Raw genomic sequence first — 14,582 nt, 5'->3', positions numbered from 1 at the left:
CCAGGTCCCTTTTTTACACCTCATTACCTGTTGAGCGATTAAGTCTAGTTTGCTTCAAATGAGAGGATTTCCATTTGTCTGAATGAAACCAGTGAGCCCGTTAGCGTAACCCCTGACTAAGTTCTACGATCTGATCCTTAACATTTCCATGACTGAATCCCCCGTGGTAACAAACCACTGAGGCAATGTCGAGGTCTACATACTTCTTTATAGAGAGACGAGCTGCATCCATATCCGGTGTGGACGGTTCATGGATTCCTGCGAGAATCCCGTTTACACTGTACATCGAATCCCCGGCAACAAGAGTCTTGCTTTTCGTTAAATAAAGGCTGATATGACCGAGAGTATGTCCAGGAGTATGGATGACACGAATCCCGCCGCAAAACAGCAGTTCCTGACCGTCACTCAAGGTATGGTCCACTCTGCCTTTCGGTGGATTCTTGAGTTGCCCGTCTTTTAAAAGCGGTATCTCCCCCTGAATATACGGCTTATCTAGTTCGTGTGCATAAACGTGAAGATGATCCTCGCACACCTGCAAAATCTCAGGAAGACTGCCGATATGATCCACATCTTGATGTGTCAAAATCACAGCTTTTAGCTTGTCGAGTGATACTCCTACCTTTTCCATCGCCACGCGTAAATCATCTATTTGTCCTGGGAATCCGGTGTCTATTAAAACAGCCATGTCTCGATCCCACAAAAGAACAGGGTGAATGATATTCCCATGAAAATCTAGATGAAGCATTTCTACTCCCTTTGAAATTTCCATCGTATCAGGCCTCCGTAAAAATCAGTTTTTACGTAAGGTAATATTATTATTTAAGTTTCTTTGTTGTCAACATCTGTAAACTAAAACTCCACTTTTACCGGCACTTTCTTATCGTGATAGTCACTCGTCTTGGGGCTTGATCCATATCTCGTTTGGGTTCCATCGCCAATTTGACCACTTTCATTTACTCCCCAAGACCAAACCGTCCCGTCTTTTTTGAGGGCGAGAACATGATGATAACCTGAAGAAATGGCTATCACATCCGTTAGCCCAGCGACTTTTGCGGGGATCATATTTTCCATGGTATTGGTACCAAGCCCTAGCCTTCCCTGTGTATTTCTCCCCCATGCCCAAACTGTGCCGTCTTTTTTTATAGCAAAGCTTTGCTCGTTTCCAACTGCAACGGAGACAACATCCGTCAATCCTTTGACCTGTACGGGGAGAAAGCGATTGGTCTTCGTACCATCGCCAAGCTGCCCATAGTTGTTATTTCCCCACGCCCAGACTGTACCGTCCTTCTTCACGGCTAGATTATGCAAACTAAAGCCTGCCGCAATGGCGGTCACATCCTCAAGTCCTTTTACTTTTGCCGGGAGCAGATTGTGATTTGCTGTGCCATTCCCCAATTGACCATGGCTTTCATGCCCCCATGACCAGACAGTCCCGTCCTCTTTCAGCGCAAGTGTCATTCTTTGGTGCTTGACGACCAAGGAGACATCTGGGGATGGGGAGATTCTTATTATGGACAAGTCGGAAACTGGGCGGATCTGGAAGGGGAGGGGGAAGAGTGGCATATTCTTCGTCCAGCGAAAGCGAAGCATCGTGTGGATGGGGCCGTTTCCCTTTCCGCGGGAATCAATTTTTCTGCTGCCTTGACCAAAGAAGGGGAAGTCTTCTTGTGGGGAAGCAATCACAATTTAGTTCTTGGCTTCTTACCGATAGAGCTTGAAACCAATCCGTCAGGACTTCGGACCACTTCCCTCATCACTCTTGCTCATCCGCCCAATCCAAAAATCCGGACAACAGGCTCTCTTCTTCCGCTTCATTTCCGCGAAGCTTTGCTTCTAACCGATCCATCCGCTTGTGATAAGCCTCTGCATCTGCCTTGGACCTGTTTCGCAACAGACTCCCGCGCTTCTTCCACTGCTCATACGCTTTCTTCGTATAATGCAAGGCCTTCTCCCAATCCTTCAATTGGTGCTCGTACAGCTTGGCAGCCTCAATATACACCTCTTCTGGGACATATCCGGTGGACTGAATGCACGACTCCCAAACGATTAGGGCTTGGTGCCAATCCTTTTGCTTTTTATACAGATGACCGATAGCGAGCTTGGCCCGGTTACTCCACGCATGCTCACTGTCTGCGACGAGACGATAGCCTGCCATAGCGGCATCCTGATCCCCAAGCGCGTCGTACCATCTGGCAATTTCGTAGCTTTCCTCGAGAGAGACCGTTACACTCCCTTGCCCTACCAATAGCCGAGTCATATGAATGTACATCGTGATCAGAGACAGGACGTCCGTCTCGTTATGCCGCAGCACGCCTTCGATAACATCAGGGTCTTGGGCATGCAAAAAGTCGAAATACCGCACCGGTGCCAAATAGCCAGGCAAATCATCCTCGCGAAAAACATCCAGCTTTTCCTGCTCGATGATACCTAATCGGCACGATTCCAGCTCCGCCTTCCACAGTCTCCTCGCCCCGTGCAAAAGGTCAAAATGACCAAAGGTAGGCAAAGCAGGCACTTGATCGCGCACCAATGTATGCCTCGTCCGCACCTGCGGCCAGTCAAAGGACTTTCCGTTAAAGGTCACCAGATGCGAGGACTTCTGTGCTTGCTCCAAAAACGATTGGTACAAGGTCACCTCTGCATGCGGGCCCGGGAGAAAATGCTGGCGCACCACGACGTGCTCCCCCTCGAAACGACTGTACCCCAAAAGAAAAATCGCATTTCCTGCCCCACCTGACAGCCCTGTCGTCTCCGTATCGAAAAACAGCAAGTCTTCTGGCTTCCTGCCCTTAGCGGACAGCGGATGCTCTCGACCAGCCCCTTCCCACATACGGATCGCCTCATGCAGCTCGGAAAAGGCGTAAGCGCCATGCTGCTGTTTGATCGGATAGCGAACCTCGCGAATCATGACGTACTCGTCATCCCAGATGTAAGGCGATGCCTGCATTTCCTTCCACTTGTCGGCAAAAGGTATCTGTAGCTCGGCGCTGCTATCCGCAAGTACAGCCTCCCTCGGCTCTTCCCCCGGCTCTTTCTGGAGAATAGGCCTTTCCGCTTTGACTGCTGGCGCTACCGCTTTGTCCGTTTCCAGCGAGAGATGTCCCTTCATCCGTTGCAGCTTGGATTTAAGAGACATAAGTACTTCCCCCTTGAGCGATTCGGAGCAAGGTCATGGCGAGCCCCTTGCTGCCGTCATCTGTCGCTCCCACACAAGACGGACAGCCTGACTCACACGGGCAAGAGACAATCATCCGCTCTGCCTGGGTCAAAATCGTCTCCATTTCCTTATACACTTGCTCGCTCAAGCCGATGCCGCCTGGATAACGGTCGTACAGAAAAATCGTCGGCTCCTGCGAATGAACCGCCTTTCGTTGCGGTATCACGTGCAGGTCCATCGGGTCGCACATGACAAACAGCGGAGCTACGTGCTGCAACACATGCGCCAAACCGACCAAGCCACGCTCCACATCCTCTGTCCCAATCTCGCCGAGCAACGCTTCGGAAAAACCGATCCACGCTGCATTTGTATGCAGCTCCTCTTCCGGCAAATGAATCGGTCCCGAGCCGATATTTTCATGCGTCTCGAACTTGATTTTCTTAAAGATCGTCGCCATCGCATTCACAGCCACTTCGCCATAAGCCAACGTGCTCTGTGCATGACGACGGGACTGATCCTGCTCTAATACTTTGAGCGAGACGGCCAAGTTGGCGTCCGTGTAATAATCGACTTGGACTTCCCGGACATACGCCTTCTTTTCCTCGTAGTCCAGCTTTTCCACCTGGAATTGCGTCCCTTGATGCAGGTAGATGGCCTCGTCATGCAAGAGCGTCATGGAGCTGAAACGGTCCATTTCCCCAATGACACGCTCATTTCCCCGTTCACTGATGTCGATGATCACGACATTTTCCTGGGAAGCTGACCGCAGACTGATGTTGTGGGCCGGGAATGAATCGTTCATCCAGAACCACTTGCCCCGCGAGTAATGAAGCACCTGCTCCTCGGTCAAGAACTCCAGAATTTCCACGATTTCCGCCCGCCCGAAGGTATCTCCCTCACGAAACGGCAGCTCATATGCCGCACATTTGAGATGATCCACCAAAATAATCAGGTTATCGGGATTGATCCGCGCTGTCTCAGGACTGCGGTCGAAAAAGTACTCTGGATTGGCGATCACATACTGATCCAACGGAGTGGAGCTACCGACCATAACGACGACGGATTCCCCCTGCCGTCTTCCCGCCCGTCCTGCCTGCTGCCATGTGCTTGCGACCGAGCCCGGATAGCCAGTAATGACACACGCCTGAAGCTGCCCGATATCTACTCCAAGCTCCAGCGCATTGGTGCTGACCACGCCCATGATGTCGCCATTACGCAAGCCGCGTTCGATCTCTCTACGCTGGCTCGGTAAATAGCCGCCGCGATATCCTTGGATCGTTTTCGGACCAAGCTTGCGGCGAATTAACTCCTGCAAATACGTCAGCAAAATCTCTACACGTACACGGCTTCTCGCAAACAAAATCGTCTGTATGCCATTGATCAAAAACTGCTCGGTAATGTCTCGCGCCTCCAATGTGGCACTGCGTCTAATATTGAGCTGCTTGTTGACCACAGGCGGATTGTAGAAAAGGAAATGCTTGATGCCAGACGGAGCACCATTGTTGTTGACCAGCTCTACCTCTTCTTCTGTCAGAGCTTCTGCCAATTGCTTTGGGTTGGCGATGGTAGCCGATGTGCAAATAAATTGCGGGTGGCTCCCATAAAAGGCGCAAATGCGCTTCAACCGCCGAATGACATTGGCGACATGACTGCCAAAAACGCCGCGATATGTATGCAACTCGTCAATCACGATGTATTTGAGATGCTCGAAAAAGGACACCCACTTGGTGTGATGAGGCAAAATGGCGGAGTGCAGCATGTCTGGGTTGGTGATGACGATATTTCCTGCTTTGCGTACCATCTGCCGAATATTTGCAGGCGTATCACCATCATATGTTTCGGATTTGATCGAAAGGCCCATTTCCGTAATCAGCTCGTGGAGTTCCGCCTTTTGATCCTGCGCCAAAGCCTTGGTTGGGAACAAGTAAAGAGCCCGCGCTTGCGTGTCCTCCGATAACGTCTGGAGAATCGGCAAATGATAGCACATGCTTTTGCCTGAAGCCGTGGGCGTAACCGCGACGATGTGCTTGCCTTCGCGCACATGGCGAAAAGACGTTTCTTGATGCGTGTATAAGGAGGGAATGCCCCTATTCGTCAGGGCATCTCGAATTCGTCCGTCCAGTTCATCTGGAAATGGAACGGACTTTGCTTCCCGAGCAGGAATGACCCTCCAATGCGCAATGTTATCGCGAAATCGTTCCTCTGTTTTTATGTGATCCAATATGGCTGCGATATTTTTTTTCACATTCATTTTCGTCACCTTCTTGCTTCCATTTTACGAATGGACGTTCGGCATGTAAACATGGAATAAAGATCCACTTTGATCGGTCTATGTGTAGTCGCGAGATAATTTATATTTTCCGGGAGGTAAATATAGGTAATTTCTATAAATTGTAATCGACATACTTCCTAATGACTATTTGGAGGTGATTACCTTTGATCTTAGAATTAGTAATTCTCCCTTTGATAATTGCTTTGCTCTTGCCAATCGCATTCGGTGTAAAAAAAATTACAATGCAAAATGATAAAATAATTGAACTCCTAGAAGAATTGAAAAAGCGTTGATCAGTTTAGATAGCCTATACGTATACAAAAAGCCACGAAAAGGAGATTCGTGGCTTTTTTGTCTTTTCATTATTCTGCTTCCTCAGTTATTCGCACCTTCTTGCTTGCTCCTTTCTTACGAATGTACGCTCGTTATGTAAACATGGAATAAAGATCCACTTTGAACAGATACTACTATCAACTCAAGTACGTAGAGGTATGTGCATGAAACAAGGTTCTTTGACTTTTTTTCAAGTTGTCTGTATGTTGATGCTCACCATTGGCCTAATGAACCATGTGATTGTCATCCCGATTTTATTAGATGCCGCAAAACGGGATTCATGGATATCGGTTATTTTAGCAGGTGTCCTCTTTCTTGTGTGGACCTGCCTTTTGTATTCAGCCATTGCCAAAACTCGTCAGCAGCATCTTTTTCTTTTGCTGAAAAAAGCATACCACCCTGTTGTTTCCTATATATTGGCAGGTATTGCCTGTGTCTATTTATTCATGATGTGTGCAATTACGATGAGAGATACCGTTACCTGGATACACGTCGCTTTTTCCCCCAAGATGCCCACTTTTTTCATTGCCCTTTTGCTAGCTGGCATTTGCTTGTGCAATGCATACTTGGGCATACGCTCTATCGCAAACACAGCGGTCCTTTTCCTGCCGCTTGTCATCTTTCTCGGTTTCTTCGTCATGTCTTCCAACTACGCGCATAAAAGCTATATGTTGTTGAAACCATTCCTGGAGTTCGGGATGCTTCCTGTGTGGAAAGGCATGGTCTTTGTCGGAGCTGGTTATATTGAACTGATCATCCTTCTGTTTATGCAACAGCATATTCGCTCCAAGTATTCGTTGCTGCCCCTCTTGATTCTTGCCATCGTGTTAATAGGACTGACCTTTGGACCTGTTACGGGGGCAATTGCCGAATTCGGCACTGGCGAGTCGGAGAAGCTGAGATATCCTGCTTACGAAGAATGGCGCTTGGTTAATATTGGCCGCTACATTGAACATATGGATTTCTTAAGTATTTACCAGTGGTTTTCAGGTGCTTTTATTCGCATGTCTTTGACGATCTTTCTCATCGTAGATATCTTTCGAATGGAAAACAAAGCGAAAAAACTGTTTGTCCTCATCCTGCTTTATTCCCTATTGATTGCCATTGCCGTTCTACCCTTCAGCGATAACGCGTTTCTGGACATGCTAACCGCCTATATCCTTCCAATTATGTTTTATACGATGTTGTTCTACTCGTTCATTATCATCGTGCTCGTACATTGGTCCAGTAGAAGGAGGGGTATGATCTATGAGGAGAGTCCGAGGGAATGATGTTTTCGTCCCTAACGAACATCCACCGTCCATCCCAAACGATCAGCCTTTAACCGAACAATATTTTCGGCAATTGTTTGCCTCTTGTGCAGATGTCATCATAGATTCGGTTCGTTTCCCCTCCGCAGAAGATCAGCAGAATTCCTCTGACGTTACCATCATTTATTCGGAGGGTCTATGCGATATCAAACAGATCAACCAATATGTGATTCCGAAGCTATCCCACATGTATCAAACGACTTCCCCGCTGAGTGCTTCAGGCCTTGAGCAATACAGTGAGTTATTTTTGAAAGTGATTCTCGACGATCGCAATCCGGACCTCATTGTCAAAAAAGTATTCGGAGGGGAACTCCTCCTCTTCTTTTCTTCGTTTAACAAGCTCTATTGGATGGAGCTCTCCAACCCGCCGCAGCGCACTCCGGAAGAGCCGACTACAGAGGTCTCTGTGAAAGGACCGCGAGATGGTTTTACCGAAGAGCCGCACATCAGTATCGGTTTAATCCGGAAAAGATTAAAAACCAATAGGTTAGCTGTAGAAGAGTACAGGCTAGGTGAAGAGACACAAACAAGAGTAAATTTGCTGTTCCTCAAAAATAAGATAAACCCGGAAACATTGGATGAAATCAGAACCAAGCTTGAACAACTGCAAGTAACAGCGATTATCAGCAATACGCAGCTCGAAGATATGCTAACAGGCGCCCGCATACCGTTGTTTCCTCTGTTTGAGTATACAGGCAGGCCTGATTTTGCAGTTAACGCGCTGTTGCATGGGAAATTTCTCATTTTTGTGGAAGGCTCCCCGATCGCCACGATCGCTCCTGTGACCTTGACTTTTTTATTTAATACACCGGAAGATATCTACTCATATTTTTGGTATAGCGCTTTTACCCGTTTAATGAGATTGTTCGGATTCCTAGTGGCCTTGTTTCTTCCTGGCTTCTGGATTGCCTTGATCACTTATCATCAGGATCAGCTTCCTTACACACTGGTGGCAACGCTTGTCCTATCCAGACAGGGCGTCCCCATTCCTGTCCCGTTGGAAGCCATCGTCATGCTGCTGTTGTTTGAATTATTTCGTGAAGCCGGTATACGTCTTCCCATGGCTTTTGGCCAAACTTTATCCGTGGTTGGCGGTCTGATCATCGGTCAAGCCGCCATCAGTGCAGGGTTAACAGCTCCCGGGATTCTCGTAATTGTGGCGATGTCCGTACTCTCCACCTTTTCGCTGGTCAATCAAGACCTCGTCGGTACGGTTAGCTTGCTAAGACTCATCATCTTGGTCATTTCTGGTATGGCTGGGCTGTTTGGCTTTTTCATCTCAGTGGGGATGATCGTGCTGTATCTGACCAATCTGCGATCATTTGGGGTTTATTATTTGGAGCCGCTCTCTCCCCCTATTTTTCAGGATTTGTGGAAAGTAATCTTTCGAATCCCTTGGGGAAAATGGTACAAGGTCCCTCACATGCTACAGAAAAACAGATCAAGCGAGGAGAATCAACAATAGTTATGCAAAAACTTCGCTGCTTTTTCACGACGATTTTGATCTGTTCCATGTTAAGCGGTTGTTGGGGCGCCAAAGAAATTGAGCATTTGATTTACGTCAATTCCATTGGAGTTGACTATGTGAAAGGGAAATTTGTGTTTTATACGCAAATCATTAGCTTCGGTAATATTGCCAAGCAAGAAGCAGGTGGACAACGACTTCCTCAATCCATTTCCATCGGTAAGGGAGAAGGGAAAACGCTGGATGAAGCGATATTCAATCTGTACCCGACCGCACAACAGCGACTTTCCTGGAGCCATATCAAAGCTATTGTCTTTTCCGAGGCTGCCCTGAAGCAGGATGTCGTCAATCAATTATTGGATGTCGTCGACCGTTACTACGAATTCCGCTATACAATCTGGACATTTGCTACGAAAGAACCCATCGAAGATATTTTTAACGCCAAGCCTATTTTGAATATCTCTGTCCTGTATTCCCAATTGAACGACCCGCAGGATATTTACAGACAAAGCTCAGTCGTCGCTCCTATGTATCTATACAAGTTTATCTGGAAGTGGAAAGAAAGTGGGCAGACCATGCAGTTGCCCGAAATGGGGATCAACAAAGTACAGTGGACCGAAGATAAAAAAAAGCATCCCAAACTGATCATGAGCGGCGTCTGCTTTTTGCAAAACAAGAAATTGAAACAATGCATGCCACGTGCAGACATCATGGGTCTGCGCTGGTTGGATAAAGATACGAAACGACCAGGAATTACGGTTTATCATGATGGCCACCCCATCGCAACACTTGTGATGGAAAAGATCAAACCGTCCATCACCCCCAAAGTGGAAAATGACAAAGTAACGTTTCAGCTCAAGGTAAGCACGAAGGCAAACATGCCCCAATTGGTAAAAGCCATTCCAGAAAAGAAACTACAAGAATATGCGGAGAAGAGCATTTCTGAGGAGATCATGCACACGTACCTTTTAGGACAAAAATCACAAATCGATGTTCTTCAATTGTCAGATGCTTTATATCGAGAGAATCCCAAGGCATGGCACAAGTTAACGAAAAATGGAGAGCTGTCTCTTCGTCCCGATACGATTTCCCGTCTGGACGTAGAGCTGGAGCTGTTCGGTGGAAACCTGTCCAAGATCTGGGAGCATTAAAACGAACTGGGACCAGTCTCTGATGACTGATCCCGGCTTTTTTTGTTTAGGAAAGCTGATTTAAATGACTATCCGGCGTTTCATTTCGTTGGATTCGCTGTATGTTTTCCACAAAAAATTGGTACCTTTTCTCGTGGAATTTGGTTCCGTCAGGCATGCCTGCTGTATGCGGCGTCAGCACGACATTTTTCAAAGCGCGCAGCTCACTGTCCACGCTGAGAGGCTCCACTGTGAATACATCGAGGCAGGCTCCGCCAATCCCATTGTTTTTCAATGCTTCGATCAAGTCCTCTTCACAAATGATCGGCCCTCTCGCTGTATTGACGAGAAGTGCATCGTTTTTCATTTTAGCTAAAAACTGCTTGTCCACTAGATGTCTTGTGGATTCGTTCAGAAAAATGTTCAGGGTAATCACGTCAGACTTGGCAATCAGTGTGTCCAGATCAACCAATTCGGCATCATCGCTCTGCCTGTTTGGATTGGTGTCGTACGCCAGCACCTTCATCCGGAAGGCTTTTGCCAGCTCCGCTACGCGAGAGCCGATGGCGCCAAAGCCGATGGTACCGATGGTTTTTCCTGCGAGCTCGCCACCGACGTAGACGAGCTTGGTCTCATCCTCCCGATTTTTCATCGCTTGATCGAGATAAGAGATGTTTTTGTAATACCCCAGAATGAGCGCCATAATATGCTCGGCTACTGCGTTTGCATTTACGCCAGCCGCGTTGCTCACCCAAATATTTTTCTTCGTGCATGCCTCAATATCCACGTTGTCAAAGCCCGCACCCGTCTGGACAAACTTCAAGTTGTGCGCTTTGTTCAGCAACTCTTCGTTTACTTGGATATGCTCGGGAATCAACACATTTGCTTCGCTGATAAATGACTCGATCTGCTCAGGCTCCACGATTTGGATGCGCCAATCCTGCGGAAACGCTTGTGTCACGCGTTGTTTGGAATAATCGGTAAAGTATCCCGTAATCAATACATTCACTTCTGCCACAGCCCCAGTCTTTTCGTTTATGCATTGGCCCATGCTTCGTAAAAAGCACGTTTTACATTGGCGATTACCAGCATAGGCGATTCATTCTCAAAGCGCCCCACCTCAAAGGTCATGACTGGCTTTCTAGTCGGTTTAGGGCTCTTGAAAAAACCAATGTCAGTGAGCGTCGTGATGAACGTCGTCAGCTCATTCACCCCAACCTCTGAATCCTCGACGTGAAACGGGAGGTGCTTATCCCCGAAATAGCTAGCTTGCTTGTCTTTCAAGTAACAGTTTCCGAGATGAATGTGTGTCAAATAATCTTTGGCCAGCCACAAGGATTTGTGCGGGTCTTCGCCCATAATCGGCAAATGGCTTTGATCCAGCAAGAGTCCAAAATTGTTGTACTCGCTGCGGATCACGTTTGCTACATGCACCGCCTCATGAGTAGGTCCGAGCAAATAGTTGCGGTCGACATGCCGATCCCCGATCTCCAAGGAAATGCACAGCTCGTACGTATCGGCTTTTTCTGTTGCGTACTTGCACAGCTCCATAGCTGAAGCAATAAACGCCTGGATGTTTTTCGGCTTATTTTCCTCGCCATGAAATTTACCCGTTACGATATGCATGATTTTTGCGTTCATTTCATAGCAGTGGTCGATCAGCATCTTGCCTGATTGGATAGACTTGTTGCGAACGACCGGGTCCAAGGAGCTGAGATCAATCTGCAATTCTCGGGCTGCATCTCCGCCGTTGAAAATAACCTCGACTCCGCTGTACGCCATATACTTTGCGGCGAGCTGCCTCGTCTCTTTGTCCGCGATATAGGAGACTTCTACCGCTGTGAAGAATGGGTCTTCCAGGATCGCAAGGAGACTCGGAAGCATTTGTTCAGGTCTGCTTTGTGAAAAAGGAAACAGCTTAGGCAAGACTATGCCGATACTCGCCATCTTCTCCACAGGGTAAATCATACGATTTTACCGGACAGAATCAGCTCTGGCAGCTCTTTTACCGTGTCGAGCACATGTGTATGATAGTACTTGCCCCATACCTCGATTGGGGTCGAGCCTTGCATCACGCCGATGACTGCTTTGCAGCCTGCGTTGTAGCCTTCAAGCATATCCGCTGGCGTATCGCCGAGCTTGATGACTTGTCTGACGTTTTGCACGTTCAAATATTCCATTGCCTTGAAAATCATGAACGGAGCCGGGCGTCCTTTGCCTTCTGGTACCATATCCAGGTCTACTGCGTAATCGATCAATCCGTCCTTCACCCATCCGAGCGACTCCATGATGACGCTGTTGATGTCTTTATGGAAGCCTGTCCCAGTCGCTACTTTGATGCCATTTTCTTGGCACCATTTCAGTATTTCGGTTGCGCCTTTGATTTCGCGGCAATTTTCCTGATAAAACGCAATCATGTATTCGGTATAGCGTTCGTACAGTTTGACAGCGTCCTCGAACGAAGAGTTGTCGATATCGATTTCAAAGTTTTTGAAGTCGATCCTATTTCCTTTTGTTCTCGCAATCAAATATTGATAGAGATGAATTTTGTTCGTTCCCATGTGCGTGCTGATTTCATCTGGTGTCACGTTTAATCCGTATTCCACAGCCGCTTTATGCAGACAATCTCTCACGGCGTTATCGTCCTCTACCAACGTTCCTGCCAGATCAAATACAGCCAATGCGATACCGTTTTTCATTTTTCCATCTCTCCTGTTCGCTATGTTTTATGATTTATTGCTTCAGTGCTTTGTCGAGTTCTTTTTGTGCCTTTTCCTTCGCCACTTTGAGCGCTTCTGCGGCAGGAATATTTTCGATCAGCACCTTGTCCTTCGCCAACTCAATTTCTGCATAAATTTTGCCGCCTGTCGGGTCTACAAAAGGAGCAATTCCGTTCGTTTTCGCTTGTTCCAAAGGTATTGAGAAGTACGGATTTTCTTTCAATTTGTTTTGGTAAATTTCTGTGTTCACGGCGCTGTCCCGAATCGGAATATAGCCTGTCTGTACGGCCCAGTACGCTGTTTTTTCTGCTTCCGAGAAGTACTTCACGAATTCCCACGCGCCCTCTTGCTGTTCTTTCGAGGATGCTTTGAACAGGTTGAACATGACAGAAATCGCGACAGGTCTAGGTGGTTGTCCATTGAAGCCTTTTTGCATGCCAGTTGCTACCTTGGTGAAATCCAGATCGCCCCCATCACCAGAAGAGCCTGTGTAACCTGCGGATTTTCCGTTCATCACGTTGTCGATGGTTTTGTACCACCATTCCCAGCCATTGCCGCCATAGACGGTATCCATGATTTTGTCCTCATGAATGTACTTGCGAATGCTGTCCCACGCATACACCCATTCCTCCGAGTCGATCGTAACAGTATTGCCGTCTTCGCTCACGATATCGCCGCCAGCAGAACGAGCATAGTCGATCATATGCTCCGTGTACCACATGATGGACCAGCCGTTGATTCCTTCTTTTTCTTTGATGAGCTTGGCTGCATCCGCCAATTGCTCGAAGCTCGTGAGCGCATTGTAGTCAATCTTGTATTTGTCAAAAATATCTTTACGGTAGTACATCATTTGTGTACTGACATAGGCAGGAACACCCAGCATCGCATCGTTGTACTTCCCTTGCTCTAGCAGCAGAACATCGTCCTTTTTATACTCCGGCTGATTGATTTGCTCATCCAACGGCAGCAATGCTTCGCTTTTCGCCAGCTTCATAAATTCCGGATACGCATTGATCGCCAAGGCTGGGGGCTTGCCTGCTGCCAGCGAGGCCTGGAGTGCCTGCAACGTCTCGCTGTAGTCACCTTGGACAATCGGAACGACTTCGTATTTTTCATTGCTGCTGTTGAAGTCCTGCACGATTTTTTGCATCGTCTCCCCGAGCTTGCCGCCGAGTCCGTAGTAGAACTCCAGCTTGATTTTCTCGTTCGGGCTGGATGGTGCATTTGCGTTGCTGTCAGACGCAGCATTGTTCGAACAACCGACGGCTCCGGTAAAAATAAGCGCAGAACTCAGGATGGAAAAAATGACGCTCTTGGTGTTTCGCTTCCGATTTTTCACAATGACTCCTCCCAGTAAATAGCTGTCTTGGTCTATTTGTTGACATACAGATTAGCCATGGAATGAATAATTCTTTTGCTTGCGATTGCGAGCAGGATCAGCATAGGTGCCAGTGAAATCGCACACGCTGCCATCGCCAGTGGGAAGTCCATCCCGTAGCCTGCCTGGCTCATAAACAATCGCCGCAATCCAATCGTGACGAACATGTTTTCCTCGGACTTGATCAAGAGCGAGGGCCACATATAGTTGTTGTAGCTGTAAATAAAAGTGATCAACACCAGCGAAGCAATCGCGTTTTTGCAATACGGGATATACACGGTGAAAATGAGTCGTAGATGCCCCGCCCCATCCAGCTTGGCAGCATGCACCACATCCTTTGGCACCTGCGCAAATGATTGCCTCAGGAAAAAGATGGCGAAGATGCTGATGAGCTCGCTGAGAATGTAACCGATGTGCGTATCTAGCAAATTCGCTTTGGACAGCAAAATAAAGGATGGAATGTACGTTACTGCAGATGGAAGCATGTACGTCGCCAAAATAAGCACGAAACAGTACCGAACCCATCTTTTCTGCGCCGTCGCGAAAACATATGCCGCAAAAATCGCGGTGAAAATTTGAAAAACGATGATGATCAGGCTGACAGAAATGCTGTTCCACAAATAAAGCAGCATCTTCGTTTCCGTAAATACGCGGATGTAATTCTCAAACTGAAAGCTGGAAGGCAGCAGGCTCCCGCTGTACACCTCGCTTTTGGGCTTGATCGAAATCAAGAACATCCAGAGAAACGGAAACACCATCAGCACGCTTAACAAAATTAACATTGCATAATTTATGCCTGTTTTTAATTTTGCCAAGG

12 protein-coding genes and 1 pseudogene are annotated in these 14,582 nt (G+C 47.6%); 4 read left to right on the top strand and 9 right to left on the bottom strand.

Features of this window, described 5'->3' with window-relative positions; all coding sequences use genetic code 11:
- Positions 1-100: 100 nt before the first annotated feature.
- Positions 101-769, bottom strand: coding sequence for an MBL fold metallo-hydrolase (locus HP399_RS05105; protein WP_173616745.1), 669 nt, complete (start codon positions 767-769; stop codon positions 101-103).
- Between the two features lie 80 nt (positions 770-849).
- Positions 850-1,479: an RCC1-like domain-containing protein gene (locus tag HP399_RS05100; protein WP_173616746.1), complete on the bottom strand. Its 630-nt coding sequence runs from the start codon at positions 1,477-1,479 to the stop codon at positions 850-852.
- Here HP399_RS05100 and HP399_RS31115 point away from each other — a divergent pair.
- Positions 1,465-1,674, top strand: a pseudogene (locus HP399_RS31115) (hypothetical protein); the annotation flags it as partial. The gene HP399_RS05100 and the pseudogene HP399_RS31115 sit on opposite strands and share 15 nt — an antisense overlap.
- 79 nt (positions 1,675-1,753) lie before the next feature.
- Here the strand turns inward: HP399_RS31115 and HP399_RS05095 are convergent.
- Positions 1,754-3,136, bottom strand: coding sequence for a ribonuclease H-like domain-containing protein (locus HP399_RS05095; protein WP_173616747.1), 1,383 nt, complete (start codon positions 3,134-3,136; stop codon positions 1,754-1,756).
- Positions 3,126-5,408 carry a DEAD/DEAH box helicase gene (locus HP399_RS05090; RefSeq protein WP_173616748.1) on the bottom strand — a complete coding sequence of 761 codons (2,283 nt, stop codon included), beginning with the start codon at positions 5,406-5,408 and terminating at the stop codon, positions 3,126-3,128. The genes HP399_RS05095 and HP399_RS05090 overlap by 11 nt, the downstream gene beginning before the upstream one ends.
- 518 nt (positions 5,409-5,926) lie before the next feature.
- Between HP399_RS05090 and HP399_RS05085 the strand changes: the two genes are divergently transcribed.
- From HP399_RS05085 to HP399_RS05075, 3 genes are read left to right on the top strand one after another with little or no spacing between them, the layout of a single operon-like run.
- A complete protein-coding gene (locus tag HP399_RS05085) occupies positions 5,927-7,033 on the top strand; it encodes an endospore germination permease (RefSeq protein WP_173616749.1) in 1,107 nt (368 codons plus the stop codon).
- The gene (locus HP399_RS05080) at positions 7,011-8,537 is read left to right on the top strand and encodes a spore germination protein (protein WP_173616750.1); all 1,527 of its coding nucleotides are present in this window, start codon (positions 7,011-7,013) and stop codon (positions 8,535-8,537) included. Before HP399_RS05085 ends, HP399_RS05080 begins: the two co-directional genes overlap by 23 nt.
- A 2-nt stretch (positions 8,538-8,539) precedes the next feature.
- A complete protein-coding gene (locus HP399_RS05075) occupies positions 8,540-9,688 on the top strand; it encodes a Ger(x)C family spore germination protein (RefSeq protein WP_173616751.1) in 1,149 nt (382 codons plus the stop codon).
- A 46-nt stretch (positions 9,689-9,734) separates the two neighbouring features.
- Here HP399_RS05075 and HP399_RS05070 read toward each other — a convergent pair whose 3' ends face one another.
- From HP399_RS05070 to HP399_RS05050, 5 genes are all read right to left on the bottom strand, one after another.
- Complete coding sequence (locus tag HP399_RS05070) at positions 9,735-10,685, bottom strand: NAD(P)-dependent oxidoreductase (RefSeq protein WP_228088451.1); 951 nt, start codon at positions 10,683-10,685, stop codon at positions 9,735-9,737.
- Positions 10,686-10,702: 17 nt separating this feature from the next.
- Entirely contained in the window at positions 10,703-11,551 is an 849-nt protein-coding gene (locus HP399_RS05065) for a sugar phosphate isomerase/epimerase family protein (RefSeq protein ID WP_228088450.1), read from the bottom strand.
- A gap of 80 nt (positions 11,552-11,631) precedes the next feature.
- On the bottom strand, positions 11,632-12,366 hold the full coding sequence (locus HP399_RS05060; protein ID WP_173616754.1) for an HAD hydrolase-like protein: 735 nt from the start codon (positions 12,364-12,366) through the stop codon (positions 11,632-11,634).
- A gap of 34 nt (positions 12,367-12,400) precedes the next feature.
- Positions 12,401-13,726: an ABC transporter substrate-binding protein gene (locus tag HP399_RS05055; protein ID WP_173616755.1), complete on the bottom strand. Its 1,326-nt coding sequence runs from the start codon at positions 13,724-13,726 to the stop codon at positions 12,401-12,403.
- A 32-nt stretch (positions 13,727-13,758) separates the two neighbouring features.
- Positions 13,759-14,580 carry a carbohydrate ABC transporter permease gene (locus HP399_RS05050; RefSeq protein ID WP_228088449.1) on the bottom strand — a complete coding sequence of 274 codons (822 nt, stop codon included), beginning with the start codon at positions 14,578-14,580 and terminating at the stop codon, positions 13,759-13,761.
- Positions 14,581-14,582: the final 2 nt, after the last annotated feature.

It is taken from the genome of Brevibacillus sp. DP1.3A, assembly GCF_013284245.2.
GTDB lineage: Bacteria > Bacillota > Bacilli > Brevibacillales > Brevibacillaceae > Brevibacillus.
This window is presented reverse-complemented; position numbering and strand designations above follow the sequence as displayed.